We start from the raw sequence: 25,960 nt of genomic DNA on the forward strand, positions 1-25,960 counted from the left end.
CGCCCGGAAGGTGCGTTGGTCGGTTTCGGTCGGGATACCCCCGGGTGGATGGAGAATGACATGAGCATACTCAAAAAGGCGGCAATCTCTTTTGCGGCGTTATCGGTGATCGCGGCGCCTGTTGCGGCGTCGGCGGCGGGCGCGGCCCGCGCAGCTTCGGCGGCCGGAGGTGAAAGCGAACTCGAAGGCAATTCGAGCTGGATCATCGGGCTTGTCGGCCTGCTCGTCGGCATCGGCGCGATCATCCTGGTCGCCGACAAGGACGAGGATTCCCCCGTAAGCCCATAGGGTCATATTCGCGCGAGGGCAGCCGGACCGGCTCGGGCTGCCCTTTTGCAACGTTCTATCGCTCTGCCGCGCGGCATGAACGGCCGACCTGTTCGGCCGCGCGGTGCCATTGCCAGCCGGTCGCTGATTGCTGATTGGCGGACCCGTTAGGGACGGGCGGTGGAGATTCGGCAGCGATGGCAAGGGGATATAGGGCGGCGGCGTTGGGCGTGGCGCTGCTTGGGGGATGTAGCGGTGCGGCTACAGGACATGCCGACGGCAAGACAGCCGCGGCGCAGGTCGTTCAGGAAGGGCAGGGGAAGCCCTATGCCCTGCTGGGCAGCGAGGTCTGGGACGTGCCTGACCCGGTTTCGGGCCGCGTTTATCAGGTCTTCGTCAGCCTTCCTTCCTCTTATGCAAAAGATCCACAGCGTGCCTATCCGGTGCTCTACGTCACCGACGCCGATTATGCCTTTCCGGTCGTCCGGCAGATTGCGCGGCGATTGAACGTCGAGGGCCCGAAGGTGCAGGAGTTCATTCTGGTCGGATTGTCCTATGCCAAGGGCGACGATCCGGTGCAGAGCCGGCGGCGTGACTATACCCCGACCGCCGAAGGGCCGAGCGACGCGCCGGCCGGCGCGGTCCACGGCGGGGGCGCCGCGTACCAGACCTTTTTGCGCGATCAGGCCCTGCCTTTTGTTGCGCGCCGCTATCGAACCGATCCCCGGCAAAAGCTGTTTCTCGGCCATTCCTACGGTGCCCTTCTGGGGACACAGATATTGTTCACCGAACCCGAAATGTTCAGCGGCTATATCCTGGGAAGCCCGTCGCTTTGGTACGGCAAGCGGCATATGTTCGCGCTGGAAAAGGCCTATGCGGCAGCACACCGCGACATGCCGGCGAAAGTCTATGTCTATACCGGCGAATATGAAGCGGCGCGCGCCGCCGATCCGCGCTTCAACAAGCGCGTGGATATGGTTGGGGACAGCGATGCGCTGGTCGAAACGCTGAAACGACGCGCCTATCCGGGGCTGCAAATCCGGGCGGACGTGCTGAATGACGAAGATCATGTGTCGGTGGCGCCGCGCGGCTTCACCAAGGGGATGACTTATCTGCTCCCGGTGCCGCTTGCCGCCGAATGAACGGCGCGCCGGTTTTGCGACAATTTGCGACAATTTTCCGTCGATCCGGCACGTCGCTGGGACAAACCGCGCCTAGAACGGCTTCATCGGGTTCCGGCTCATTCCCGGAAAGGCCCCATGAAGGAGTTCGTTACGTGAACAAGAAAATCTCGCTCTTTACGCTCGCCGCCGCATTGGTGGCCGTGCCCGTTCTCGCCGCGCCCGGCGCCGACGGCAATGCCGTGCAGACGCGCGCCGACGCGCAGGCCCGGGCCACGCAGATGTTCGCCAAAATGGATGCGAACAAGGATGGCAAGCTCGACGCCACCGACCGCGCCGCACAGCGTGCCGAGCGGCAGGCCAAGCGGTTCGCCAGCCTCGACGCCGACGGCAATGGCAGCATCAGCAAGGCCGAATGGGACAAGCATGGCGCCGATCGTGCCGCCAAGCGCGCCGAACGCGGTGAAAAGCGTGCCGAAGCCGGTGAGGCCGGCGAAGGCAAGCGTCACCACGGCATGCGCGGCGGTCATGGCAAGCGCGGTGGCCATCACGGCATGATGATGGGCAAGGCCGACACCGACGGCGACAAGGCGATCAGCCAGGCCGAGTTCCAGACCGCGGCGATGGCGCGCTTCGACGCCGCCGACGCGAACAAGGACGGTCAGGTCACCGCCGAAGAACGTCAGGCCCAGCGCGGCGCATGGCGCGCCAAGCGTGGTGCCGCTCCGGCCGCTCCAGCGAACCAGTAAGCATTTGGCAGGGGCCCGGCGGCAAGCGTAGAGCCTTCCTCCCCTCCCCGGCATTGCCTTTGTTGCCGGTCCCTGTCAGCTATCGCCCACCGGCCCCCGTGGCCGGTGGGCGAACCAGCATCTTCTTAACGGAAATCCGATGACCGACAGCGAAACGCCGCGCATCCTGCTGATCGACGACGAGCCGTCGATCCGCGAGCCGCTGGGCGAATATTTGACCGCGCAGGGATTCGCGGTGACCGATGTCGCGAGCGCTGCTGAGGCGCGATCGGTGCTGCGTGCGCAGGGCGTCGATCTGGTCGTCAGCGACATCATGATGCCCGGCGAGGACGGCCTGTCGCTGACCCGCCATTTGCGCGAGACGAGCAGCATCCCCGTCATCCTGCTGACCGCGCGCGCCGAGGATACCGAGCGGATCATCGGGCTGGAAATCGGCGCCGACGACTATGTCGTCAAACCCTTCAACCCGCGCGAACTCGTCGCGCGCATCCGCACCGTATTGCGCCGGACGCAACAGGGCGGGCGCGCGCTCGATCCGGGCGGCACCTATTATGCCTTTGGCGACTGGGTGCTGCGCGAAGTCGAGCGCGTGCTGGTCGATGGCGAGGGCAATGAGGTCGCGCTGTCGTCGGGCGAATATCATTTGCTCCACGCGCTCGTGCGCCATCCGCGGCAGGTGATGAGCCGCGACCGCCTGCTCGACATGGTCCGCGGGCGCGAGGCCGATATTTTCGACCGCGCGATCGACAATCTGGTCAGCCGGCTGCGCAAGAAGATCGAGGTCGACGCCGCGCACCCGCAGATCGTCAAGACGGTGTGGGGCGGCGGTTATACGCTGGCGTGCGAGGTCAAGCGGATGGGCCCGGCGGCGTGAAACTGCGCCTGTGGCCCAAAAGCCTTGTCGGCCAGCTCGTCTTTGCGGTCGCGGTGATGCTGTTCGTCGCGCAGGCGATCAATTTCGTGCTGCTGTCGCGCGGGATGCGGCAACAGACGCTGGCGCACGGCGGCGGCATGGCCGTCGCGCGGATCATCGATGCGATCGAGCGCGACCGGCGTGGCGACTTCCGGCCGCCGCGCAACGAACGCGAGCGGCACGAGGCGCGCGAGCGGGCGCAGAAACTGGTGATCTCCGATCATCTCCCCCCGATGCCCGTCGGCGCCGTCCGGGTGCCCGACCTTGCCGCCTATGTCGAAGGCCTGCTCGGCGAGACCAATATTCCTGCCGCCATGGTCGACGCGTGGGCGCTCCCGCCGCGCGAACGGCAGCGGCTGCGCCGGCCCGCCTTTCCCGACCGTGCCGTCATCGTCGTTGCGAAGGTCGACGGGCGCTATTTTGCGGTGCGCACGCGGATCGCGGCGGGGGGCAACCGCTTGCAGGGCTTCCTCGTGTGGCAGACGCTGTCGCTCTATCTGTTGTTGCTCGTGCCGATCATGCTGATCGCCTGGCGCGCGGCGCGGCCGCTGCGCGACCTGACGCGCGCGGCGCGCGCCAATCCGGCGCTGCGCGATGCCGAGCCGCTCGAGGAAGAAGGGCCGTCGGACGTGCGCGACCTGATCGCCGCCTTCAACGCCTATCGCGGCCGTATTTCGGCGATGCTGTCGGACAAGGACCGGATGCTCGGCGCTGTCGGCCACGATCTGCGCACCCCGCTTGCCAGCCTGCGGGTGCGCGTCGAGCAGGTCGAGGACGAGACGCTGCGCGACAAGATGATCGCGAGCATCGAGGAAATGACGGCGATGCTGAGCGACATTTTGGCGCTGGCGCGGTCGGGCGCGGGAACCGAGGCGCAGGAGCGTATCCCGCTGCGCGAATTGATCGGCGAACTCGCGGCTGACTATCAGGAGCGCGGCAAGGATGTCGAACTCGGCGATATTGCCGACGCCGCCGTGCTGGCGCGGCCGATGCTGCTCAAACGCGCGCTGCGCAACCTAGCCGACAATGCGGTGGCTTATGGCGTTCGGGCGCGACTGTCGGTTGTGACCGACGGAGCATTGGCGCGGATTATCGTGTCGGATGACGGCCCCGGTCTGACCGACGAGCAGATCAAGACGCTGATCGAACCCTTCGCGCGCGGCGAACAATCGCGCAACCGCGCGACTGGCGGCGCCGGGCTGGGGCTGTCGATCGCACGCGATATCGCCGAGGGCGAGGGCGGGGCGCTGGCGCTATCGAACCGCGCCGGCGGTGGGCTCGATGCGGTGATTACGCTGCCGGTTCAGGCGTAGATCGCGATCGCCTGGCTGCCGCTGAGGATCGGCTCACCGGCGCGGTTCCACAGCATCATGTCCTGCACCGACAACCCGTGGCGCGCATAGCCCGTTTTCGCCGACAACAGCCACCAGCCGTCGTCGGTCGTCGGGGTGCCGGTGAGCATGTTGACCGTCCAGTTCATCGAGCTGATCGGCCCGAACTCGCTGAACAGCGCCATTGCCGCGGGGGGCAGGGCGTCGCCCATCGCGAGCAACGCGACCGCCGGATGGCACGCCGGTTCCTCGACGAAGCGGACCCAAGTCAGATATTCGCCGACCTCGCTTTTCCAACCGAAGCGTGGACCGGTCGTTGGGCGCATGTCGAAATGGCGCGTGAAGGGCGGCCGCGCGTGATGATCGGGCACCGGCGCCAGCGTCTCGGGATCGGGCGCGGCGGGCACCGACAGACGATCATGGTCGAGGTGGCTCTTGCGGTCGCCCGAGAAAGCGAAGACCGCGGCGGTGCCGAAGCCCTGATCGCTCGACACGCCGGCGTCGATGAACAGCGACGATTTCGACTGGCGCAGCACGCGCGTTTCGACCGTGCAGTCGCCGCCGACCGGGCCGACGAAGCTGATTTGAGCATAGCGCAGCGGCGTGTCGGTGGGATGGAGCGCCATCGTGCCCGCGAGCGCGACCGCCGAGCTGATCCCGCCATAGGCGGTGCGCCCCTGCATCCATCCTTCATCGATATGCGCCTTGGCCACGCCGTCTTCGGTGCGCAGCGTCGAAAGCAGCGCGTCGAGCGCGCTGGGAGAGGTTGTCATTGTTGTCTTATTCCTCGATCTGGAACGTCAGTCCGGCATTGGCGGTCAGCCGCTCGATCAGCGCATCGCCGAGCAGCGCGCCCGGGGTCCAGACGCCGCCTTTGCCCTTGTTCGCGAGCAGCGCGATTCCCGTTTCGGCGAGCATCTTCGATGTCGAGCCATAGCCGGGGTCGCGGTCGCCCTGGACGCTTGCGCGGACCGTGGTGCCGTCGGGATATTCGCCGATGAAGAGGATGTCGTAAAAGCCGTTCTCGCGCTCTTCCTTGCTCGGGCCTTCGCCGGGCTGGAGCGTCGACTCGCCGAACGGATTCGCCTTCGCCATCGCTTCGGCCATCGCTTTCCCGGCGTCGCCGATCGTCGTCATCACCATCTCGTCGTACACAAGATCTTCGCCCCACGGATGGCCGAGCAGGAAATTGGTGCGGTGGACATTCTTGGTGTTGATCGGCGCCATCACGAAGGGCGCGGTCCAGGTGCCCGTCGCGCTGTCATATTCGGGGATCAGCCCGGTTGGCTGCGACGGGCCTTCGAAACCCGGCGTTAGTGCGAAACTCGACCGCAGCAGCAGCGCGAGCGAGGGCTTTTTCGCGATGGCTTTGAGCGTTTCGGTGAGGCTGGCGATCGTGCCGCCCGACGCACCGCCCGCCATCTTGCGCACACGGCCCTTGACGCGCGGCGCGGGCTTGCCGTGGCGTTTGACGGCTTCAGCCTGCAGGAAATGGACGCCGAGGTCGAACGGAATGCTGTCGAAACCGCAGCTGAAGGTGATGCGCGCGCCCGATGCCTTGGCCGCGTCCTGATGCGCGTCGATCATCTCGCGCATCCAGCCGGGTTCGCCGCAAAGGTCGGCGTAGGCGGTGCCCGCCTTGACGCACGCGGCGACGAGTTCGCCCCCGTAAAGCTGGTACGGGCCGACGGTGGTCAGGATGACCTCGGCGCGCGCCGCCATCGCATCGAGACTGGCGGGATCGCTCGCATCGGCGACGACGAGCGGCGTGTCCTTCGGCGCGCCGATCAGATCGCGGACCTCGGCGAGCTTGTCGACGCTGCGCCCCGCCATCGCCCATTTCGGCGCGTCCTTGCGGCCCGCATAATGGGCGCCGAGATATTCGGCGACGAGGCGCCCGGTGAAGCCGGTCGCGCCATAGACGATGATGTCGAACTCGCGGGTCCCCGCCATGGCCATTCTCCCTTTACGTAAACGTTAAGTGGAGGCTAGCGCAGGCGATGAAGCTTGCCAAGCGCGAAGGTCTAGCGGCGCCAGAAGGGGCGTTTTTCCACCGCTACGGGCGTCCCGATCGCCTCGGCGCGGCCCTCGGCGCGTGCGGCGCGCAGTTCGGCTTCGCTCGCATGCTGCTCGGCCCGATGCGTGGCCAGCTCGTCGCGGCGGCGCTGGCGCAGCGCGTCGTAGCTCCAGCGCGTGTGGCCATAGCCGAAGAGGCAGAGCAGCCCGCCCGCGATCGCGAGGTTCTTCATCGCCGCCATCGCCTGCACCGGGTCGGTGAACTCGCGGTGGAAGAACAGGATGGTGGCGAGGACGAAGCCCGCGAGCAGGATCGACACGAGGCGCACGGCGATGCCGAGCGCGATGCAGATGCCCGCGATGAGTTCGAAGAGGCCGACCGGGATGGCGAGCCCGCCGGGCAGGCCCGAGGTCGCGATCATCGCGGTGGTGTCGGACACATGGATCAGCTTGTTGATCCCCGACACGATGAAAATCAGGGCAATGAACAGGCGGCCGATGAAGACGGCGATCATGGACATGGGCATTCCTTCCCTAGCGCGCCCCGTCCGCTTGTGCAGACAGGACGCGTGGGGAGGCGATGGGTTCCGGCCTAGCGCGGGGTGAAGGCCAGTTCGGCGACCTCACAGTCGCTGCAATCGATGGTGCGGAGGGTGGCGGCGCCCGGCCCGGCGGGCAGGTCGATATCGGCGAGCTTGACGACTTGCCAGCCGGCGCTCGCCGGAATGGCGACGCCGCATTCGTCAATGCCGACGCGGCCGCCCTAGATTGCTTCGCTACACTCGCGATGACGCGTGTTGAAATTCAAAGCTTGGGCAGCGTGACGCCCTTTTGCCCCATATATTTGCCCGCGCGGTCGGCGTAGCTCGTCTCGCACGGCTCGTTGCCCTGCAGGAACAGGAACTGGCACGCGCCTTCGTTGGCGTAAATCTTGGCGGGCAGGGGGGTGGTGTTCGAAAATTCGAGCGTCACATGGCCTTCCCAGCCGGGCTCGAGCGGGGTGACGTTCACGATGATGCCGCAGCGCGCATAGGTCGACTTGCCGAGGCAGATGACGAGGATGTCGCGCGGGATGCGGAAATATTCGACCGTGCGGGCGAGCGCAAAGCTGTTCGGCGGGATGATGCAGACGTCGGTTTCGCGGTCGACGAAATTCTTGGGGTCGAATTCCTTGGGGTCGACCGTGGTCGAATCAATGTTGGTGAAAATCTTGAACTCGGGCGCGACGCGCGCGTCATAGCCGTAGGAGGAGAGGCCGTAGCTGATGCAGCCGTCGCGGCGCTGCGCCTCGACAAACGGTTCGATCATGCCCTGCGTTTGGGCGGCTTCGCGAATCCAGCGGTCGGAAAGAATGGCCATGCGTGTCTCTTGTCGGTCCTTCGGGGGTTGCGCAAGCGGTCAGTCGATGAGGCCCAAATCCTTGGGACCAAAGGCCGCCGGGAGCAACTCGCTGAGCTTGTACGTCTGCACCGCGCTGCCGTCGCCCGAGGCGCAATGGACGAGGATGTCGATCTTCGACCGCTCGGCGGCTTCGTTGAGGATCTGGCGGCAGCGGCCGCACGGATTGACCGGGTCGCTGCCGGTGAGCGCGTCGCCATCGGGGCGGCCGCCGACGATTGCGACCTCGGCGAGTTCGCTGATCCAGCCTTCGTTGGCGATTTTTGCCACCGCGGCGGTCTCGGCGCAGAGGGTCAGGCCATAGCTCGCATTCTCGACGTTCGCGCCGGTGACGACATCGCCGTTCTTGAGCAGCAGCGCGGCGCCGACGTGGAAGCCCGAATAGGGCGCGTAGGCGCGGCTCGCGGCGTCGCGCGCGGCGTCGATCAGGGCGTCGCGGGTCTCGGTCATCGCATCTCTCCTTGCGGGCGCAGCGCGTTCCAGCCGACGGTGCCCTCGGCGCCCGACAGGCGGACATAGTCGTTCGCCTGCCACATCGCCCATGGGTGCGCGCCATAATCGGGTTCGAAGAAATCGCGGCGCAGCCAGATGGTGCGGGCGATGCCCTGCGTCACCTTGTAATCGCTCTCGAACGCCGGGCCGGGGGCGATCACGCTCTGCTTGCCCATATGCGCCTCGATCTGCGCGAGAAAGGTGGCGAGTTCGGACAAGAGCAGCGCGCGCGTCGGGCGGTCGGGGCAGCGGTCGTCGTAATCGAGCCAGACGACCGCGGGGAGGGCGTCGGCGCGGCGCGGGACGTGGCGGATGAAATTGGCGGCCTGATCGGTCGCGAGTTGGCAGAGGCTGTAGCGGTGGATCGCGCCCACCTGCACCCCGGCTTCGCGCGCACCCGTCATGTTGCGCGCGAATTTCGGGTCGACCGCCGCCGAACCGTCGGTTCCCATGATATAGGCGAAATCGGCGCCCGCGGCCTTGATCGACCCCCAACGGACATCGCCGTTGCCCCCGTCGATCGTCACGCCCTGCGTCGGGTAAAGCGCGCGGTCGGGGGTCCAGCGCGCGGCCCACCACAAGGCGAGGCCCGCGGCGAGGAGCAGGAGCACCATCGCGGCGCCGATCCGGCGCAGCAGGCGCGCGGTCGCGGTCCGCCACGCGGCCAGCGTTCCGTTCGCCTTTCCGCCCCTGATTGCCCCCGTCGCCATCCCTAGCCCTTGATGTGCAGCACGCAGATCAGCGTGAACAGCCGCCTTGCCGTGTCGAAATCGACCGCGATCTTGCCGTCGAGCCGGTCCATCAGCATTTCGGCCGCCTCGTTGTGCAGGCCGCGCCGCGCCATGTCGACGGTCTCGATCTGCTGCGCGGTTGAGGTCTTGATCGCCTGATAATAAGAGTCGCAGATCGCGAAATAGTCGCGGATCGGGCGGCGGAAACGGCCGAGGCCGAGGATGATCGCCTCGAGCGGCGAACCATCTTCGCGCGAGATTTCAAAGATCAGGCGGCCATCCTCGACACGCAGCATCAAGCGGTAGGGACCGGCATAGCCGTCGGGATGGCCGCGCTGCGGCACGAATTTATTGTCCTCGATCAAGTCGAAGATCGCGACGCGGCGTTCCTGCTCGACGTCGGGATTGCGCCAGACGATCGACCCCTCGTCGAGTTCGACCGAAATGATCCGTTGTTTCGAGGGGTCCGCGTCGCTCATGCTGTCCGTGCTTCTACTTGGCCGGAGGCGAAGGGCAAGCCGACTTATTCACAGCATTCCACAGTTATGATAGGCTGGGTGACATCGCCGGTTGCGCCGCCTCGGGCACCGGCCCATGAAGATTGCGATGCCCGAACTAGCCCTTATCCCGACCGCCGTCGCCAGTGGTGACGCGCGCCAAATGCCGCGTAATATCGAGGCCGAGGCCGCGTTTCTCGGCGCGATCCTGATCGACAACCGAGTCGTCGAGGATCTGCCCGTTGCGCTCAATCCCGAGCATTTCTTCGAGCCGCTCCACGGCCGCATTTTCCAGCAGACGATGGCGCTGATCGAGCGCAACAGCATCGCGACCCCGGTGACGCTGAAGCCCTATTTCGAGGCCGACGAGGCGATGAAGGCGGTCGGCGGCGTCGGTTATCTCGCGCAGCTCACCGGCAGCGGGGCGGGCCTGATCGGTGCGCGCGATTTTGCGCGGCAGATTTTCGACCTTGCGCTGCTCCGCGAACTCGCGGGCGTCGGGCGCACGCTCGTCGACAATGCGCTCGACACCAGCGAACGTGTCGATCCGCAAGCGCAGATCGAGGAAGCCGAAACCGCGCTTTATCGCGTCGCGGGCGGCGAGGCCGAGATGGGGTCGGTCAAGAATTTCAGCCAGGCGAGCCTCGTGGCGCTGCAGGCGGCCGAGCGCGCGCTCAATTCGGGCGGCCATCTGTCGGGGATCACCACCGGCATCGCCAGCATGAACGCCAAGATCGGCGGCATGCACAATTCGGACTTGATGATCCTCGCGGGGCGTCCGGGCATGGGCAAGACCTCGCTCGCGACCAATATCGCGTATAACGCCGCCGAACGCTTTCGCCGCGACGAGGACGACGGCATCCCGCCCGAAAAGAATATGGGCGCGAAGGTTGCCTTTTTCAGCCTCGAAATGTCGGCCGACCAGCTCGCGACCCGCGTGCTCGCCGAACAGTCGGGGGTGTCGGGCGAGGCGCTGCGTATGGGCAAGATTAGCAAGGAGCAGTTCCAGCAGCTGAGCCGCGCGGCGCAGCAGCTCCAGACCTTGCCGCTGTTCATCGACGATACGCCGGGCCTGACGATCGCGGGGCTGCGCACGCGTGCGCGGCGCCTCCAGCGGCGCCACGGCATCGGCTTCATCATCGTCGACTATCTCCAGCTGCTGCAGGGCTCGTCGAAAAGCGGCGACAATCGTGTGCAGGAAATTTCGGAAATTTCGCGTGGTTTGAAGACGCTGGCAAAGGAACTTCATGTGCCGGTGATGGCGCTGTCGCAGCTCAGCCGTCAGGTCGAAAGCCGCGAGGACAAGCGGCCGCAGCTGTCCGACCTTCGTGAATCGGGCTCGATCGAGCAGGACGCCGACATGGTGCTCTTCGTGTTCCGCGAGGATTATTATGTCGCGGCGAAGGAACCCAAGCGTCCGGTTGAAGGCGACGATGTGAAGATCCACGCGCAGCATGAGGAATGGGCGGCCGAGATGGAACGCGTCTTCGGCCTTGCCGAAGTGATCGTCGCGAAATCCCGCCACGGCTCGACGGGCAAGATCCGCATGCACTTCGAGGCGAAGACGACGAAGTTCAGCGACCTTGCCGACGACAGCATGGCGTTCGAGGATTATGAGTGAGGCGACGGCCTAGCTCGCCATCTCGGCAAATTTTCGTCATCCCAGCGAACGCTGGGATCGCTTGCGGTCTTTGGCAACGATAGCGGTCCCAGCTTTCGCTGGGACGACGGGTTTGGCTAGATCAAGGCCGCGGCCAGATCATCCCAATCTGGATTGCTTGCTTCGATCAGCTCGATTTTCCATTGCCGCTTCCAGGCTTTCATCGCTTTTTCGCGCGCGATCGCTTCGCCAATGGTCGAAAACTCCTCGACGAGCACCAATCGCGTCAGTCCATATTTGCGGCAGAAGGCCGAGCCCTGTCCCGTTTTATGCTGGTAGATGCGAGCTGGCAGGTCGGCGGTTACGCCGATGTATAGAACGCCGCCCGGCTTGTTGGTCATGATGTATATCCAGCCGAGCTTGCTCATGCCGATAGGCTAGCATCAGGACGCCAGCGATCCCAGCTTTCGCTGGGATGACGAATATTTAGAACGCCGGGTCGTTCGCGGGATCGTCGTCCAGCGGAGTGACTTCGGTGTGGATGCCGCATTCGGTCTTGTCCCAGCCGCGCCAGCGGCCCGAGCGCGGGTCTTCGCCCGGCTTGACCTTTGACGTGCACGGTGAGCAGCCGATCGAGGGATAGCCCTCGGCCTCGAGCGGGTGGCGCGGCAGGTCGTGCGCTTCGAAATAGGCGTCGAGCTGTTCGCGCGTCCAGTTGGCGAGCGGGTTGAATTTCAGGCGGCCGGTGCTGCCGTCGAGCTCGAAGCGCGCCAGACCCTGCCGCGTCGACGACTGGAAACCCTTGCGGCCGGTGATCGAAGTGTCGAAATCGGTCAGCGCCTTTTCGAGCGGCTTGACCTTGCGGATTTCGCAGCAGCCGTCGGGGTCGTACGACCAGCGCAGCTCGGTCGCGTCCTTCGCGGCGAGATCCTCGGCGTCGGGCGTCAGGTTGACGATATTGAGCCCTAGCTTCGCGGCCAGCTCGTCGCGATAGGCGAGCGTTTCGGGGAAATGCTTGCCGGTGTCGAGGAACAGCACGGGCATGTCGGGCGCGACGCGCGTCACGAGGTGGAGCAGCACCGCGCTTTCGGCGCCGAAGCTCGAGACGATTCCGGTCTCGCCCAGCAGCCCCGCGCCGATCACGCTCGCGACCACTTCGGCGGCGTCCTGGCCGCGGAAGAGGTTGTTGAGGCGAATGACGTCGGCCTGCGTGAAGCGCGGCGCGACGTCGATCCGGTCGCGGGTACGGTCTTCGCTGCCTTTGCGCGGAGAGGTTTTCACGTCAGCCATGCCTCAGCTTCCAGATCGGCACCGCGCCGTCGGCGGCACCCTGATAATGTTCGGGCCAGCGCGCCAGCGCCGCCTCCACATCGGCCGGGTTGAGCGCCTTTTCGGGCGCGAACGTGTCGAAGCCGCAGCGCTTCAAATAGGCGATCTGGTCGACGAGCACGTCGCCTTGCGCGCGCAGTTCACCCGCGTACCCGGCCTCACGCAAGATACGCGCCGACGAATAGCCGCGGCCGTCGCGGAACTTCGGGAAGGCGACCTCGATCAGCGCGAGCCGGTCGAGATGCGGGATCAGCGCGCGCGCGTCCTCATCGGGTTCGAGCCGCACGGCTGTCGCGTTCGACTGCGACAGGAAGGCATCGAGGGTGACCGCGGGCTCTTCGCCGTCGCTGTGAATATGCTCAACCATAGATCGCCTCCTTGAAGGGGGCCATGCCGACGCGGCGGAAGGTGTCGACGAAACGCTCGCCCTCTGTCCGTTCGGCGAGATATTTGTCGGTGACGCGTTCGATCGCATCGACGACGCCGTCCTCGTCGAAACCGGGGCCGGTGATCGTGCCGAGGCTGACGTCCTCCGCACCCGAGCCGCCGAGCGACAGCTGGTAATTTTCGGTGCCCTTGCGGTCGACGCCGAGGATGCCGATGTGGCCGGCGTGGTGATGCCCGCACGCGTTGATGCAGCCCGAAATCTTAAGCTTGAGCTCGCCCAGTTCCTTCTGGCGGCCAAGATCCGAAAAACGCGTCGCGATCTTCTGCGCGACCGGGATCGAGCGCGCGTTGGCGAGGCTGCAATAATCGAGCCCGGGGCAGGCGATGATGTCGCTGATCAGGTCGAGGTTCGGCGTCGCGAGCCCCGCGGCGTCGAGCGCCTGCCACACCGCGTAAAGATCGGCCTTGCGGACGTGCGGCAGCACGATGTTCTGCGCATGGGTGACGCGGAGCTCATCATGGCTGTATTTTTCGGCGAGGTCGGCCATCAGGTCGATCTGAGCCGACGACGCATCGCCAGGGATGCCGCCGATCGGCTTCAGGCTGATGTTGACGATCGCATGGCCCGAAACCTTGTGCGCGGCGACATTCTGGTCGACCCAGACGGCGAAGTCGGGGTCGCTGCGGTCGATCGCGTCGGGGGCCGAGGCGTCGAGCGGCGGCGGCGCGAACTGCGCGGCGATGCGGTCGAATTCGGCCTTCGGCGGATCGATGCCGAGCGACTTCACATGCTTGAACTCTTCCTCGACCTGGCGGCGATATTCGTCGGCGCCGAGTTCGTGGATCAGGATCTTGATGCGCGCCTTGTAGATATTGTCGCGGCGGCCGTAGCGGTTGTAGACGCGCAGGCACGCCTCGGCGTAACTCAGCATGTCGTCGAGTGGCACAAAATCCTTGATCAGCGGCGCGATCATCGGGGTGCGGCCCATGCCGCCGCCGACGTAGAAAGCGGCGCCGTGCTGCCCGTCCTTTTCGACGATCTGGATGCCGATGTCGTGGAGGCGCATCGCGGCGCGATCCTCGTCGGCCGCGATCACCGCGATCTTGAACTTGCGCGGCAAATAGCTGAATTCGGGGTGGAAGCTCGACCATTGGCGGAGCAGTTCGGCCCACGGACGCGGATCGGTGATCTCGTCGGCGGCGGCGCCGGCCCACTGGTCCGAGCTGATGTTGCGGATGCAATTGCCGCTCGTCTGGATCGCGTGCATCTCGACCGACGCCAGATCTTCGAGGATCGCGGGCGCATCCTCCAGCTTGATCCAGTTATACTGGATATTCTGGCGCGTGGTGAAATGGCCGTAATCGCGGTCATACTTGCGCGCGATGTGCGCGAGCATGCGCATCTGGCGGCTGTCGAGCGTCCCGTACGGCACCGCGACGCGCAGCATATAGGCGTGAAGCTGGAGATAGAGGCCGTTCATCAGCCGGAGCGGCTTGAACTGGTCCTCGGTGATTTCGCCCGCGAGGCGGCGGCGCACCTGGTCGCTGAATTCGGCGACACGCGCTTCGACCATCGCATGGTCATATTCGTCATATTTATACATGTCAGATCACCCAGTCGCCGGCCGCGGGATCGGCGGGTTTCAGTGTCAGGTCGGGGCGCACGGTGGGGCCGAGCGCACGGATGCGGTCCTTGATGTGCGCGGGGCGCGGGCCGTCGGGGGTCTGTTCACCCGCGATGATATAGGGGGCGTTGACGCGGCGCGCGCCTTCCTCGGCGGCAAGGATCGCCTCGCCAGCCTCGCCGACGTCGGCGGCGTCCTCGATATGCAGCGACCAGTCGGCGCCGGTCCACCAGGTGACAAATCCTGTTTTCAGGTCATTGCCCGTGAGCAGCTTCATGTGAAATCCCTTATTTGAGCGGCGACGCCCGGCGCTCCGAGGCAGTCGAGCGCATCGGCGCGCGCCGCGACCTTGCCGACGATAATCAGCGCGGGGCTTTTGACTTTCTCGCGTGCGACGAGGTCGCCGAGATCGGTGAGCAGCGAGCGAAGAACCCGGGCTTCGGCGGTGGTGCCGCGTTCGATGACCGCGACGGGCAGGCCCGGCGAAACGCCGTCGGCGATCAGCTTGTCGGCAATGGCCGAAGCAGTAGCGAGGCCCATGTAAATGACGAGCGTGCGGCCGTGCCCCGCGAGGCCCGACCAGTCCTGCTCGGTCAGATCCTTGCACTGGCCCGCGACGAAGCTGACTGCGCTGGCGTCCTCGCGGTGGGTGAGGGGGAGGCCCGCCTGCGCGGCGCAGCCCGCGGCGGCGGTGATGCCGGGGACGGTTTCGACCGCGACGCCGGCTTGGCGCGCGGCGTCGAGTTCTTCGCCGCCGCGGCCGAAAATGAAGGGGTCGCCGCCCTTGAGGCGCACGACCTGCTTGCCGGCGAGGGTCTCGCGGACGAGCAGTTCGTTGATCAGCTCCTGCTTCATCGTGTGGCGGCTGCGCTGCTTGGCGACGCTGATCCGCTCCACATGCGAGGGAATCAGCGCGAGCACGCCTTCGCCGACGAGCCCGTCATGGACGACGAGATCGGCCGACTCCAGCAGCCGCGCGGCGCGCAGCGTCAGCAGGTCGGGGTCGCCGGGACCGGCGCCGACGAGCCAGAGCTTGCCTGCAGGAGGGAGAGTCTTTTCCATGCACCGTAGATGGTCGCGCGTCGCCTACATGGCAAAGCAGGCTTTTTTGACACCGGTGAAGGTAAAATTGGGGTGGTCTAATTGTAGTTCTTGAGCACCAGCTGCGAGCCCTCAGGATCGCGCAAACCGACGCCGATCGAGGCGCGCATCGTATCGCTTTCGGCCGATGCCACCGGATAGGCGCAATAGTCGGCGGCGTAGAAGGCGCTCGGCCGGTGATTGCCCGACAGGCCGATCCCGCCAAAGGGCGCGGCGGACGATGCGCCATTGGTCGGCCGGTTCCAGTTGATCACCCCGGCGCGCGCATTGGCCCAGAATTGGTCGTAAAGCTGCGGCGTGCCGCCGATCAGCGACGCCGACAGACCGAAGGCGGTGTTGTTCGCTTCGGCGATCGCGGCCTCGAAACTGTCGACGCGGACGACCTGGAGCAGCGGCCCGAACAGCTCGATATCGGGGCGCTCGGGCATGGCGGTGACGTCGATGATGCCGGGGGTCAGGAAGGGGCGGCCCGCGACGGGGCGCGTCATGTGGCGGATCACCTTGCCGCCGTTCGACATCAGGATCAGGAAGCTTTCGGTCAGGCCGTCGGCGGCTTCGTTGTCGATCACGGGGCCCATATAGGGGGCGGGATCGGCGTGCGGATGATCGACGATCAACCGGTTCGCGAGGCCGCAAACCTCCTCGATCAGCTTGTCGGCAAGGCTGTCGCGGACGATCAGACGGCGCGCGTTGCTGCACCGCTGCCCGGCGCTGAGGAAGGCCGACTGGACGACGATGATCGCGGCGGTGCGGATGTCGGCGGTGTCCCACACGACGATCGGATTGTTGCCGCCCATTTCGAGCGCGAGCATCTTGCCCGGCTGGCCCGCGAACTGGCGATTGAGCGCGAGGCCGGTGCGCGCCGAGCCGGTGAAGAGCAGCCCGTCGATACCCGCATGCCCCGCGAGCGCCTTGCCCGTTTCGGGGCCGCCGACGATCAGGCGGAGCACCTCTTGCGGCACGCCCGCGCTGTGGAACAGCTGGGCGAGCTTCGCGCCGACCGCGGGTGTCTTTTCGGATGGTTTGAACAGTACCGAATTGCCGGCGATCAGCGCGGGGACGATATGGCCGTTCGGCAGGTGGGCGGGAAAATTATAGGGGCCGAGTACCGCGAGCGCGCCGTGTGGTTTGTGCCGCACCGCGTTGCGCAGCCCCATCGCGCCCTCGATACGGCGATTGGGGGTGCGCTCGGCATAGGCTTTGACCGAAATATCGACCTTGTTACAGACTGATTCGACCTCGGTGCGCGCTTCCCACAAAGGCTTGCCGGTTTCGCGCGCGATCAGGTCGGCGAACGCCTCGCCCTCGGCCTTCACGCGGTCGACGAAGCGGCGCAGCGTTTCGGTGCGGAAGGACACGGGTTTTGCGGCCCATTCGGGCCAGGCGCGGCGCGCGATCGCGACCTCGTCGTCGATGTTGCTGACCGGACCGCGCCAAAGCTCTTCGCCGGTTGCGGGTTCGAAGGAAAGCAGGGTCTCGCTCATGGTCGCTCGGCTCTTATCGGCGAAAGGGGGTGGCGGCAACCTGTGGCGGCGTATGCGACGGATTGCTTGCACCGCGCGGCGTCGTTGGCGATAGACGCTCGCATGAGTCCCGGCTGACGGGACGAGCCAACGCCGAACTAAGGGGACGTGCCATATTGGCCCAGCAGGACAGCCACCGCGACTGGTCGGACCATTATTGGTGGTCATCCGACGGCGTCCGGCTGCACGCGCGCGTCTATGCCGGGCCCGAGGGCAGCGAAAGCGCGCCGCCGATCCTGTGCATGCCGGGCCTTGCACGCAATGTCCGCGATTTCGAGGATCTCGCGCCGCATGTCGCGCAATATCGCAAGGTCATCGTGATCGAATTCCGCGGGCGCGGCGAAAGCGCCTTTGCCAAGGATCCGATGACTTATGTCCCGCTGACCTATGTGCAGGACGTCGTGGCGATGCTGGATGAGCTGGCGATCGAGCGTTTCGCGGCGATCGGCACCTCGCTCGGCGGGCTGGTCGCGATGCTGCTCGCGGCGGCGCTGCCGGGGCGGATCGTCGGCGCGGTGCTGAACGATGTCGGCCCCGAACTCCAGACCGCGGGGCTGGAGCGAATTCGCGACTATATCGGTGCGGGCGGCAGCCAGCCGACGTGGATGCACGCGGCGCGCGCGTTCGCCGAACTCAATGGCGCGGTCTATCCCGGGTATGAAATCCACGACTGGCTGCGGCTGACCAAGCGGACGCACCGGCTGACCGCCGAGGGCCGCATCGTCACCGACTATGACAAGCAGATCGCGGCGCCGCTGCGCGCGCCCGGCGGCGGCGATGCCGCGATGGACCTGTGGCCGGTGTACCGCGCGCTGGGCGATGTTCCGCTGCTGATCCTGCGCGGCGAATTGTCGGACATCCTCGCACGCTCGGCGGGCGAGAAGATGGTCGCCGAGCTTCCGCGCGCGCGGCTGGTCGAGGTGCCCGGGGTCGGGCATGCGCCGACGATGGACGAGCCCGCGGCGCGGGCCGCGATCGATGCCTGGGCGGCGGAATTGCCCGCCGCGTGACCGGCAACCGTCCCGTTCGTCTGCTCCATCTCCATTCGAGCTTCTCGCTCGGCGGGAAGGAGGCGCGCGCCGTCCGGTTGATGAATTTGATGGGACGGCGCGCGCGTCATACCATCCTGTCGGCGGTGCCAGAGGCGATGGGCGCGCGCGATGCGATCGATCCGGACATCGATGTCGCATTTCCGACCGATGCGCCGCCGCTGTTCGGCAAGCCCGGACCCGCCCGCTACCGCGACTTGGCGCGCTACATGCAGCAGTTCGACCTCGTGCTCAGCTATAATTGGGGGGCGATGGACGGCGTGATGGCGCACCGCATTTTTGCGCCTTTTCGCGGGCTTCCGCCGCTGATCCATCATGAAGACGGCTTCAACGAGGATGAGAGCGTTCGGCGCAACTGGAAGCGGAACGGCTTTCGCAGGTTGGCACTGCCGACCGCCGAGGCATTGGTCGTGCCCTCGGCACTGCTCGAGCGGATCGCCGCGGACGAGTGGGGCGCACGGCGGCGCACGCGGCTGATCCGCAACGGGATCGACGTCGCGGCCTATGCCGCCAAGCCGTCGGTCGCGATTCCGGGGGTGGAACGGCGCGACGGCGAGGTGGTGATCGGCACCGTCGCCGGGCTGCGCAAGGTCAAGGATCTGCCGCGGCTCGTCCGCGCTGTCGCGACGCTGCCCGCAAATGTCCGGCTGGTCATCGTCGGCGAGGGGCCCGAACGCGCGGCGATTGTCGCCGAAGCGGCGGCTTGCGGGATCGGCGAGCGGCTGGTGATGCCGGGCTTCATGGCCGAACCCGCGCGTTGGATCGGCCATTTCGATATGCTGGCGCTGTCGTCGCAAAGCGAACAGGCTCCGATCGCGGTGATCGAGGCGATGGCGGCGGGGCTGCCGGTGGTCAGCCCCGATGTCGGCGATGTTGCGGCGATGGTGTCTGACGAAAACCGCCATTTCATTGCCGCGGATGAGGCTGGGTTCCGCGCGGCGATGGCCGAACTCGCGGGCGCCGCGCCGCTCCGGGCGCAGGCTGGCGCGGCGAACCGGCGCATCGCTGCCGAACGCTTCGACGAAACAACCATGGTCGCCGCCTATGAAAATCTCTATGGTCGGGCGCTTGCAGGGCGCCGCCTTTTCTCCGGGGATTAGGCGGCGCGCCCATTGACTTTCACGGCCGGGTTCCGCTTACGGAAACGGCCAAGGGGGCCGGTACGCGGGACGCGACCGGTGGAGAGAAAGAGATTTAGAATGTTCAAAGGTTTGAAGCCCATCCTTTACGGCGGACGTGAAGTCTGGCCGCTGGTCGAGGGTGGAAAAGGTGTTTCGGCGACCAACCATATGTCGAGCGGCGCATGGGCCGCTGCCGGCGGGATCGGCACCGTGTCGGCGGTCAACGCCGACAGCTATGACGCCGAAGGCAAGATCATTCCGCAGGTTTACAACGCGCTGACCCGGCGCGAGCGTCACGAAGAGCTGATCCAGTACGGCATCGAAGGCGCTGTGGCGCAGGTGGAACGCGCGTATGAGTTGTCGGGCGGCAACGGCGCGATCAACATCAATGTGCTCTGGGAAATGGGCGGCGCGCAGCAGATCCTCGAGGGCGTGCTCGCACGGACCAAGGGCAAGATCGCCGGCGTCACCTGCGGCGCGGGCATGCCATACAAGCTCAGCGAAATCGCCGAGCGGCACAATGTCATGTACCTGCCGATCATCAGCTCGGCGCGCGCCTTTCGCGCGCTATGGAAGCGCGCTTATCACAAGGTTCCGCACCTTTTGGGCGCGGTGGTTTATGAAGACCCGTGGCTCGCGGGTGGTCACAACGGCCTGTCGAACGCCGAAGATCCGCTGGTGCCCCAGGATCCCTATCCGCGCGTCAAGGCGCTGCGCGATGTGATGCGCGCCGAGGGGATCGCGGACAGCGTGCCGATCGTGATGGCGGGCGGCGTCTGGTATCTGCGCGACTGGGATGACTGGATCGACAATCCCGAACTCGGCCAGATCGTCTTCCAGTTCGGCACCCGGCCGCTGCTGACCGAGGAAAGCCCGATCCCGCAGCAGTGGAAGGACCGCCTCCGCACGCTCGACGACGGCGACGTGCTGCTCCACCGCTTCTCGCCGACGGGCTTTTATTCGAGCGCGGTGCGCACGCCCTTCCTGCGCGACCTCGAAGCGCGCTCCGAACGCCAGATTCCCTATTCGAAGCAGGAAGCCGGCGATCATATCGTCCAGCTCGACGTCGGGGTGAAGGGCAAGAATTTCTGGGTCACCCCGCACGATCGGGCGAGGGCACGCGACTGGGTCGCCGAAGGCTATACCGAGGCGCTGAAGACCCCCGACAACACCGTCGTCTTCGTCACCGAAGAATCGAAAGCGATGATCCGCAAGGATCAGACCGACTGCATGGGCTGCCTGTCGCACTGCGGCTTTTCGTCGTGGAAGGATCATGACGATTACACCACCGGCTACCTCGCCGACCCGCGCAGCTTCTGCATCCAGAAGACGCTCCAGGACATCGCGCACGGCGGCGATCCCGAAGAAAATCTGATGTTTGCGGGCCATGCCGCATTCAATTTCAAGACCGATCCCTTTTATTCGAACAACTTCACCCCGACGGTGAAGCAGCTCGTCGACCGGATTTTGACGGGGGATTAAAAGCGTCGCCTCCGCGAATGCGGGGCCGCTATCGTGTCTTCAGGCCGCCAGCGATCCCGGCTTTCGCCGGGATGACGGGTTGTTACGCCCACCCTTCCAGCACCTGGTCGGGCGGGCGGTGGCCGTCGCACCAGGCGCGGATGTTGGCGATGACCTTTTCGCCCGAGGCTTCGCGGCCCTCGATCGTCGCCGAGCCGAGGTGCGGAAGCAGCACGACATTCTGGAGCGCGAGCAGAGCGGGGTCCACCGCGGGCTCGTGCGTATAAACGTCGAGCCCGGCACCCGCGATGCGGCCGGTCTGGAGCGCCGCGACCAGCGCCTTTTCGTCGACGATGTCGCCGCGCGCGGTGTTGATCAGGTAAGCCGTGGGCTTCATCGCGCCGATCCGCGCGGCGTTGACCATCTCGTGCGTTTCGGCGGTGTGCGGGCAGTGGATCGTCACGACGTCGCTGATCCTGAGCAGTGTATCGACGCTGGCGTGATAGCTTGCGCCGAGTTCTTCCTCGATCGCTTCGGGCAGGCGGCGGCGGTTGTGATAATGGATCGACAGGCCGAACGCGCGCGCGCGGCGCGCGACCGCGAGGCCGATGCGCCCCATACCGATGATGCCGAGCAATTTGCCACCAACCCGGTGGCCGAGCATCGCGCTCGGCGCCCAGCCCGCCCATTGGCCCGAGCGCATCAGTTTCTCACCCTCGGCAAGACGGCGCGGGACGCTGAGGATCAGCGCCATCGTCATATCGGCGGTGTCCTCGGTAAAGACGCCCGGCGTGTTCGACACCATGATGCCCTTCGCGCGCGCGGCGGCAAGATCGATATGGTCGACCCCGGCGCCGAAATTGGCGATCAGTTTCAGCCGGTCGCCCGCGGCGTTGATGATATCGGCGTCGATCTCGTCCGTCACGGTCGGCACGAAGACGTCGCAGTCGGCAACCGCGGCCTTCAATTCGTCCCGCGTAAAAGCCTCGTCGCGCGCCGACAGCGACACGTCGAACAATTCGGCCATGCGGCCTTCGACGTGCGGCATCAACTGGCGGGTGACGATAACGCGCGGGCGTTTCGGACGGGATGAATCGGGCATGGCCGCCGATAGAGCGCGCCGATGCGAAGGGGTCAAGCGGAAGTCGCGCGGATATCTGTGGACGGTGGACCGTTTGCGACGCGCGACCGGTTGATAATGCCCGCCGATTTTGACAAGGGTCGGTTATGACCAGCCGTAAATTTGCGATGATATTGCTCAGCCTTGCCATGGTGGGACCGGCGTCGGCGCAATCCGATCCTGTCCCGCTGCCCTATTGGGCGTCGATCAGCGTCGACGAGGCGCGCATGCGCAAAGGGCCGTCGCCCGACGTCCCGGTGATCTGGGAGTATCGGCGCAAAGACCTGCCGGTCAAAGTCGTCGCGCGCTTTGAAACCTGGCGCAAGATCGAGGATCCCGACGGGACGCAGGGCTGGATGGCGGCGCGTTTGCTCAGCCGCACGCGCACCGCGATCGTCACCGGAGAAATCCGCCCGCTGCGTGAAGACGCCAGCGTTTCGGCCGGGGTCGCCTATCGCGCCGAACCTGGCGTAGTCGGCCGCATCACCGACTGCAAGGACGGCTGGTGCCTGTTCGACGTCAAGGGCCGCAAGGGCTGGATCCAGACCGACCATATCTGGGGCGACTGATCGCCACGGAAAAAGGGCCGGACGGTTTCCCGCCCGGCCCCTTCATGCTTTAAAGCTTAGCGCCGCCAATTGAAGTGGTTGCGATAGACCTTCACCACCCGGCCGTTGCGCTCGTTGACGAGCAGCAGGTCGTTATAGTGACGCACATAGGTCAGGTTGCGACCCGCGCGCGGCACGCCCCAGCGGTTGTCCCAGCTCGGGCGATAGGCCGGCGCGTAATAGTTCGGGCGCAGGGTCGAACCGATGCGGAACTGCTGGTAGCGGAAGGGGGCGCGATAGTTCGAATAGCGGCGATCCTGGCGCCAGTCGCGACGGTCTTCGCGCAGTTCCTGGCGCGCGTCGCGATATTCGCGGCGTTCCTCGCGGATATCGTCGCGGTCGCCGTAACGCTGGGCGTGGCGCAATTCGCGCTGCTCTTCGCGGACGTCGCGGCGATCTTCGCGGATCTCGCGCGTCTGCGCCTGCGCCATCGCGGGGACCATCATCGCGGCGATCAGGCCGGCGGTGAGAAATTTGCTCTTCATTGTGCCATTCCTTTTCAGTCGGTCAGGGGGAGGGGATCTGCCCGATGACAAACATGGAATAGGCGAGCGCGTTTGAACGGAGCCGGAATGCACCGTTTATTTTCAGGACATTAGTGTCGCAAATTGTCGCGCCAATACGACCAAACGGCGCCGTCTTGCGACGGCGCCGTGCAACTTTTCGCGATGGTCGGTTTTAGACCAGTTCGACCGCGACCGCGGTCGCTTCGCCGCCGCCGATGCAGAGGCTGGCGATGCCGCGCGTCTTGCCGTGGCGCTGGAGCGCCGCGATCAGCGTCGTGATGATGCGCGTGCCGCTGGCACCGATCGGGTGGCCGAGCGCGGTCGCGCCGCCGTGGACGTTGATCTTGTCGTGCGGGATGCCGAGGTCGTGCATCGCGAACATCGCGACACAGGCAAAGGCTTCGTTGACCTCGAACAGGTCGACGTCGCCGATCGACCAGCCCGTCTTGGCGAGCAGCTTGTTGATCGCGCCGACGGGGGCGACCGTGAAATCCTTCGGCTCCTGCGCGTGCGCGGCGTGCGCGACGAGGCGGGCGACGGGCTTCGCGCCCTTGGCGTCGGCGACCGACTGGCGGGTGAGAACAACCGCGGCGGCGCCGTCCGAAATCGACGAGCTGGTCGCCGCGGTGATCGTGCCATCCTTGGCAAAGGCGGGCTTCAGCGTCGGGATCTTGTCGGGCATGCCCTTGCCGGGGGCTTCGTCGGTGTCGACGATCACGTCGCCCTTGCGGCCCGAAATCGTGACGGGGGCGATCTCACTGGCGAAGGCGCCGTCGGCGATCGCGGCCTTGGCGCGGCTCAGCGATTCGATCGAATAATCGTCCTGCGCCTGACGCGAGAGCTGGTACGCATCGGCGGTGTCCTGAGCAAAGGTGCCCATCGCGCGGCCGGCTTCATAGGCGTCTTCCAGACCGTCGAGGAACATATGGTCATAGGCGGTGTCATGGCCGATGCGCGCGCCCGAACGGTGCTTCTTGAGCAGGTAGGGTGCGTTGGTCATCGATTCCATGCCGCCTGCGACGACCATGTCGATGCTGCCCGCGGCGAGCGCTTCGGCGCCCATGATCACGGTCTGCATGCCCGAACCGCACACCTTGTTGACGGTCGTAGCCTGCACCGATTTGGGCAGGCCCGCCTTGATCGCGGCCTGACGGGCCGGCGCCTGGCCGAGCCCGGCGGGAAGTACGCAGCCCATATAGATGCGCTCGATATCGTCGCCCTTGACGCCCGCGCGCTCGACCGCCGCCTTCACCGCGGTCGCGCCGAGATCGGTCGCGCTCGCGTCCGAAAGGCTACCCTGCATGCTGCCCATCGGGGTGCGGGCGTAGGAGAGGAAAACGACGGGATCGGTGGCGGTCATGGCGAAAGACTCCGTGGGGAAAGATACGTCGGCGGGTCGCTTAGCGGTTTTGCTGCACTTGCGAAAGAGGCAGGGAAGAGATGGTTGGCCGGTTTCATCTTGCAACCCGCCGCGCGGCATGATCAAACACCGCCGGCAAGAGATGGGGAGACGGGTCATGGCTACTGCGATCAAGGATGTTGCGGGCGAAACGGCGCGGATGCACGAGGTGCTCGCGGCGCAGAAGGCGAGCTTTACCGCCGCGATGCCCGAAAGCCTGAGCGTCCGCGCCGACCGCATCGACCGCGCGATCACGCTGCTCGTCGACAATAAAGAGGATTTCGCCAAGGCGGTGAGCGAGGATTTCGGGCATCGCAGCCGCGAACAGACGCTGATGACCGACATCATGCCCTCGGTCAGCGCCTTGAAGCATGCGAAAAAGCATATGGCGAGCTGGTCGAAGGGCGAGAAGCGCAAGCCCACCTTTCCGCTCGGCATGCTCGGCGCGAAGGCCGAGGTTGTCTATCAGCCGAAGGGCGTCGTCGGCATCGTCGCCCCGTGGAATTTTCCGGTCGGCATGGTCTTCGTGCCGATGGCCGGGGTGCTCGCGGCGGGCAACCGTGCGATGATCAAGCCGTCGGAGTTCACCGAAAATGTCTCGGCGCTGATGGCGCGGTTGGTCCCCGATTATTTCGACCCGAGCGAAATGGCGGTGTTCACGGGCGATTCCGAGGTTGGCGTGGCCTTCTCGAAACTCGCCTTCGACCATATGATCTTCACCGGCGCGACCAGCGTCGGGCGCCACATCATGCGCGCCGCGGCGGATAATCTGGTGCCCGTCACGCTCGAACTCGGCGGCAAGTCGCCGACCTTTATCGGGCGCAGCGCGAACAAGGACCTCGTCGGGCAGCGCGTCGCGCTCGGCAAGATGATGAACGCGGGGCAGATCTGCCTCGCGCCCGATTATCTGCTCGTCGCCGAGGATCAGGAAGGCGATGTGATCGACAGCGTCACCAAGGGCGCGACCGCGCTGTATCCGACGCTGCTCGCCAACGACGATTACACGTCGGTGGTGAACACGCGCAATTACGACCGGCTGCAGAGCTATCTGGCCGATGCGCGCGAGAAGGGCGCCGAGGTGATCGAGGTCAATCCGGGCGGCGAGGATTTCGCGAGCTCGAACGGGCACAAGATGCCGCTCCATATCGTGCGCAACCCGACTGACGACATGAAGGTGATGCAGGAGGAAATCTTCGGTCCGATCCTGCCGGTGAAGACGTACAAGCATATCGACGACGCGATCGATTATGTGAACGCGAACGACCGCCCGCTCGGCCTCTATTATTTCGGGCAGGACAAGAGTGAGGAGGACCGCGTGCTGACGCGGACGATCTCGGGCGGCGTGACGGTCAACGACGTCCTGTTCCACAATGCGATGGAGGATCTGCCCTTCGGCGGCGTTGGCCCGTCGGGGATGGGCAATTATCACGGGGTCGATGGTTTCCGCACCTTCAGCCATGCGCGCGCCGTCTATCGCCAGCCGAAGCTCGACGTCGCGGGGCTCGCGGGCTTCAAGCCGCCCTATGGCAAGGCGACCGCGAAGACGCTGGCGAAAGAGCTCAAGAAATAGCTTGGCAAGATAGGGCCTCCGGCCCTATCGGGGCCACCGTCCACGG

At 65.8% G+C, this 25,960-nt stretch carries 28 protein-coding genes; 11 read left to right on the forward strand and 17 right to left on the reverse strand.

The features are described 5' to 3' along the window. The first annotated feature begins 60 nt into the window (after positions 1-60). The 5 genes from FG91_RS10535 to FG91_RS10555 all read left to right on the forward strand — a co-directional run bounded on the left by FG91_RS10535 (position 61) and on the right by FG91_RS10555 (position 4,363). A complete protein-coding gene (locus tag FG91_RS10535; RefSeq protein WP_037515389.1) occupies positions 61-288 on the forward strand; it encodes a hypothetical protein in 228 nt (75 codons plus the stop codon). 176 nt (positions 289-464) lie between these two features. Continuing rightward, complete coding sequence (locus FG91_RS10540) at positions 465-1,409, forward strand: alpha/beta hydrolase (RefSeq protein ID WP_037514821.1); 945 nt, start codon at positions 465-467, stop codon at positions 1,407-1,409. Positions 1,410-1,543: 134 nt separating this feature from the next. Continuing rightward, positions 1,544-2,137 (forward strand): EF-hand domain-containing protein, encoded by a 594-nt coding sequence (locus FG91_RS10545; protein WP_037514822.1) that lies wholly within the window; start codon positions 1,544-1,546, stop codon positions 2,135-2,137. A gap of 139 nt (positions 2,138-2,276) precedes the next feature. Further along, the gene (locus FG91_RS10550) at positions 2,277-3,011 is read left to right on the forward strand and encodes a response regulator (RefSeq protein WP_037514824.1); all 735 of its coding nucleotides are present in this window, start codon (positions 2,277-2,279) and stop codon (positions 3,009-3,011) included. Continuing rightward, positions 3,008-4,363: an ATP-binding protein gene (locus tag FG91_RS10555; protein ID WP_037514825.1), complete on the forward strand. Its 1,356-nt coding sequence runs from the start codon at positions 3,008-3,010 to the stop codon at positions 4,361-4,363. Before FG91_RS10550 ends, FG91_RS10555 begins: the two co-directional genes overlap by 4 nt. Here FG91_RS10555 and FG91_RS10560 read toward each other — a convergent pair. The 7 genes from FG91_RS10560 to FG91_RS10590 form a co-directional block, all read right to left on the reverse strand. Continuing rightward, complete coding sequence (locus tag FG91_RS10560) at positions 4,354-5,154, reverse strand: acyl-CoA thioesterase (RefSeq protein WP_052187498.1); 801 nt, start codon at positions 5,152-5,154, stop codon at positions 4,354-4,356. The two genes, FG91_RS10555 and FG91_RS10560, sit on opposite strands and share 10 nt — an antisense overlap. A gap of 7 nt (positions 5,155-5,161) precedes the next feature. Continuing rightward, entirely contained in the window at positions 5,162-6,334 is a 1,173-nt protein-coding gene (locus FG91_RS10565) for a saccharopine dehydrogenase family protein (RefSeq protein ID WP_037514826.1), read from the reverse strand. A 71-nt stretch (positions 6,335-6,405) separates the two neighbouring features. Further along, positions 6,406-6,918 (reverse strand): DoxX family protein, encoded by a 513-nt coding sequence (locus tag FG91_RS10570; protein WP_058800991.1) that lies wholly within the window; start codon positions 6,916-6,918, stop codon positions 6,406-6,408. A 283-nt stretch (positions 6,919-7,201) separates the two neighbouring features. Next, complete coding sequence (dcd, locus tag FG91_RS10575; protein WP_037514827.1) at positions 7,202-7,756, reverse strand: dCTP deaminase; 555 nt, start codon at positions 7,754-7,756, stop codon at positions 7,202-7,204. A gap of 39 nt (positions 7,757-7,795) precedes the next feature. Next, complete coding sequence (locus FG91_RS10580) at positions 7,796-8,245, reverse strand: cytidine deaminase (RefSeq protein ID WP_037514829.1); 450 nt, start codon at positions 8,243-8,245, stop codon at positions 7,796-7,798. Further along, on the reverse strand, positions 8,242-8,997 hold the full coding sequence (locus tag FG91_RS10585; RefSeq protein WP_052187500.1) for a GH25 family lysozyme: 756 nt from the start codon (positions 8,995-8,997) through the stop codon (positions 8,242-8,244). Before FG91_RS10585 ends, FG91_RS10580 begins: the two co-directional genes overlap by 4 nt. A gap of 2 nt (positions 8,998-8,999) precedes the next feature. Then, positions 9,000-9,497, reverse strand: coding sequence for a UPF0262 family protein (locus FG91_RS10590; RefSeq protein ID WP_037514831.1), 498 nt, complete (start codon positions 9,495-9,497; stop codon positions 9,000-9,002). Between the two features lie 127 nt (positions 9,498-9,624). Here FG91_RS10590 and FG91_RS10595 point away from each other — a divergent pair, with 127 nt between their 5' ends. After that, positions 9,625-11,136, forward strand: a complete 1,512-nt coding sequence (locus FG91_RS10595) for a replicative DNA helicase (protein WP_037515395.1) — start codon at positions 9,625-9,627, stop codon at positions 11,134-11,136. A 116-nt stretch (positions 11,137-11,252) separates the two neighbouring features. Here the strand turns inward: FG91_RS10595 and FG91_RS10600 are convergent, their stop codons facing one another. From FG91_RS10600 to astD, 7 genes are all read right to left on the reverse strand, one after another. Then, on the reverse strand, positions 11,253-11,543 hold the full coding sequence (locus tag FG91_RS10600; protein WP_037514833.1) for a GIY-YIG nuclease family protein: 291 nt from the start codon (positions 11,541-11,543) through the stop codon (positions 11,253-11,255). 58 nt (positions 11,544-11,601) lie between these two features. Further along, positions 11,602-12,405 carry a phosphoadenylyl-sulfate reductase gene (locus FG91_RS10605; RefSeq protein WP_037514834.1) on the reverse strand — a complete coding sequence of 268 codons (804 nt, stop codon included), beginning with the start codon at positions 12,403-12,405 and terminating at the stop codon, positions 11,602-11,604. Further along, the gene (locus FG91_RS10610; RefSeq protein WP_037514835.1) at positions 12,398-12,811 is read right to left on the reverse strand and encodes a DUF934 domain-containing protein; all 414 of its coding nucleotides are present in this window, start codon (positions 12,809-12,811) and stop codon (positions 12,398-12,400) included. Before FG91_RS10610 ends, FG91_RS10605 begins: the two co-directional genes overlap by 8 nt. After that, positions 12,804-14,435, reverse strand: a complete 1,632-nt coding sequence (locus tag FG91_RS10615; RefSeq protein WP_037514836.1) for a nitrite/sulfite reductase — start codon at positions 14,433-14,435, stop codon at positions 12,804-12,806. The genes FG91_RS10610 and FG91_RS10615 overlap by 8 nt, the downstream gene beginning before the upstream one ends. A gap of 1 nt (position 14,436) precedes the next feature. Next, positions 14,437-14,733: a DUF2849 domain-containing protein gene (locus FG91_RS10620; RefSeq protein ID WP_037514837.1), complete on the reverse strand. Its 297-nt coding sequence runs from the start codon at positions 14,731-14,733 to the stop codon at positions 14,437-14,439. Continuing rightward, positions 14,730-15,518: a uroporphyrinogen-III C-methyltransferase gene (cobA, locus tag FG91_RS10625; protein ID WP_037514838.1), complete on the reverse strand. Its 789-nt coding sequence runs from the start codon at positions 15,516-15,518 to the stop codon at positions 14,730-14,732. The genes FG91_RS10620 and cobA overlap by 4 nt, the downstream gene beginning before the upstream one ends. A gap of 77 nt (positions 15,519-15,595) precedes the next feature. Continuing rightward, the gene (astD, locus tag FG91_RS10630; protein ID WP_037514840.1) at positions 15,596-17,041 is read right to left on the reverse strand and encodes a succinylglutamate-semialdehyde dehydrogenase; all 1,446 of its coding nucleotides are present in this window, start codon (positions 17,039-17,041) and stop codon (positions 15,596-15,598) included. Between the two features lie 155 nt (positions 17,042-17,196). On the opposite strand from astD, the gene FG91_RS10635 reads away from it, so the two are divergent. The 3 genes from FG91_RS10635 (at position 17,197) to FG91_RS10645 (ending at position 20,732) form a co-directional block, all read left to right on the forward strand. Then, positions 17,197-18,090, forward strand: a complete 894-nt coding sequence (locus FG91_RS10635; RefSeq protein WP_037514841.1) for an alpha/beta fold hydrolase — start codon at positions 17,197-17,199, stop codon at positions 18,088-18,090. Continuing rightward, on the forward strand, positions 18,087-19,229 hold the full coding sequence (locus tag FG91_RS10640; protein ID WP_037514842.1) for a glycosyltransferase: 1,143 nt from the start codon (positions 18,087-18,089) through the stop codon (positions 19,227-19,229). Before FG91_RS10635 ends, FG91_RS10640 begins: the two co-directional genes overlap by 4 nt. 99 nt (positions 19,230-19,328) lie before the next feature. Next, positions 19,329-20,732, forward strand: coding sequence for an NAD(P)H-dependent flavin oxidoreductase (locus FG91_RS10645; protein WP_037514844.1), 1,404 nt, complete (start codon positions 19,329-19,331; stop codon positions 20,730-20,732). A gap of 82 nt (positions 20,733-20,814) precedes the next feature. Here FG91_RS10645 and FG91_RS10650 read toward each other — a convergent pair whose 3' ends face one another. After that, complete coding sequence (locus tag FG91_RS10650) at positions 20,815-21,813, reverse strand: 2-hydroxyacid dehydrogenase (protein ID WP_037514845.1); 999 nt, start codon at positions 21,811-21,813, stop codon at positions 20,815-20,817. A 125-nt stretch (positions 21,814-21,938) separates the two neighbouring features. Between FG91_RS10650 and FG91_RS10655 the strand changes: the two genes are divergently transcribed. Beyond that, positions 21,939-22,400: an SH3 domain-containing protein gene (locus FG91_RS10655; protein ID WP_037514848.1), complete on the forward strand. Its 462-nt coding sequence runs from the start codon at positions 21,939-21,941 to the stop codon at positions 22,398-22,400. 56 nt (positions 22,401-22,456) lie between these two features. On the opposite strand, the gene FG91_RS10660 is transcribed toward FG91_RS10655, so the two are convergent. Both FG91_RS10660 and FG91_RS10665 read right to left on the reverse strand, forming a co-directional pair. After that, entirely contained in the window at positions 22,457-22,924 is a 468-nt protein-coding gene (locus FG91_RS10660) for a DUF1090 family protein (protein WP_037514850.1), read from the reverse strand. Between the two features lie 193 nt (positions 22,925-23,117). Beyond that, complete coding sequence (locus tag FG91_RS10665; protein ID WP_037514851.1) at positions 23,118-24,305, reverse strand: acetyl-CoA C-acyltransferase; 1,188 nt, start codon at positions 24,303-24,305, stop codon at positions 23,118-23,120. Positions 24,306-24,462: 157 nt separating this feature from the next. Here FG91_RS10665 and FG91_RS10670 point away from each other — a divergent pair, with 157 nt between their 5' ends. Beyond that, on the forward strand, positions 24,463-25,914 hold the full coding sequence (locus FG91_RS10670; protein ID WP_037514854.1) for a coniferyl aldehyde dehydrogenase: 1,452 nt from the start codon (positions 24,463-24,465) through the stop codon (positions 25,912-25,914). The last annotated feature ends 46 nt before the right edge of the window (positions 25,915-25,960 follow it).

The sequence above is a fragment of the Sphingopyxis sp. LC81 genome, from assembly GCF_000756375.1.
Lineage (GTDB): Bacteria > Pseudomonadota > Alphaproteobacteria > Sphingomonadales > Sphingomonadaceae > Sphingopyxis.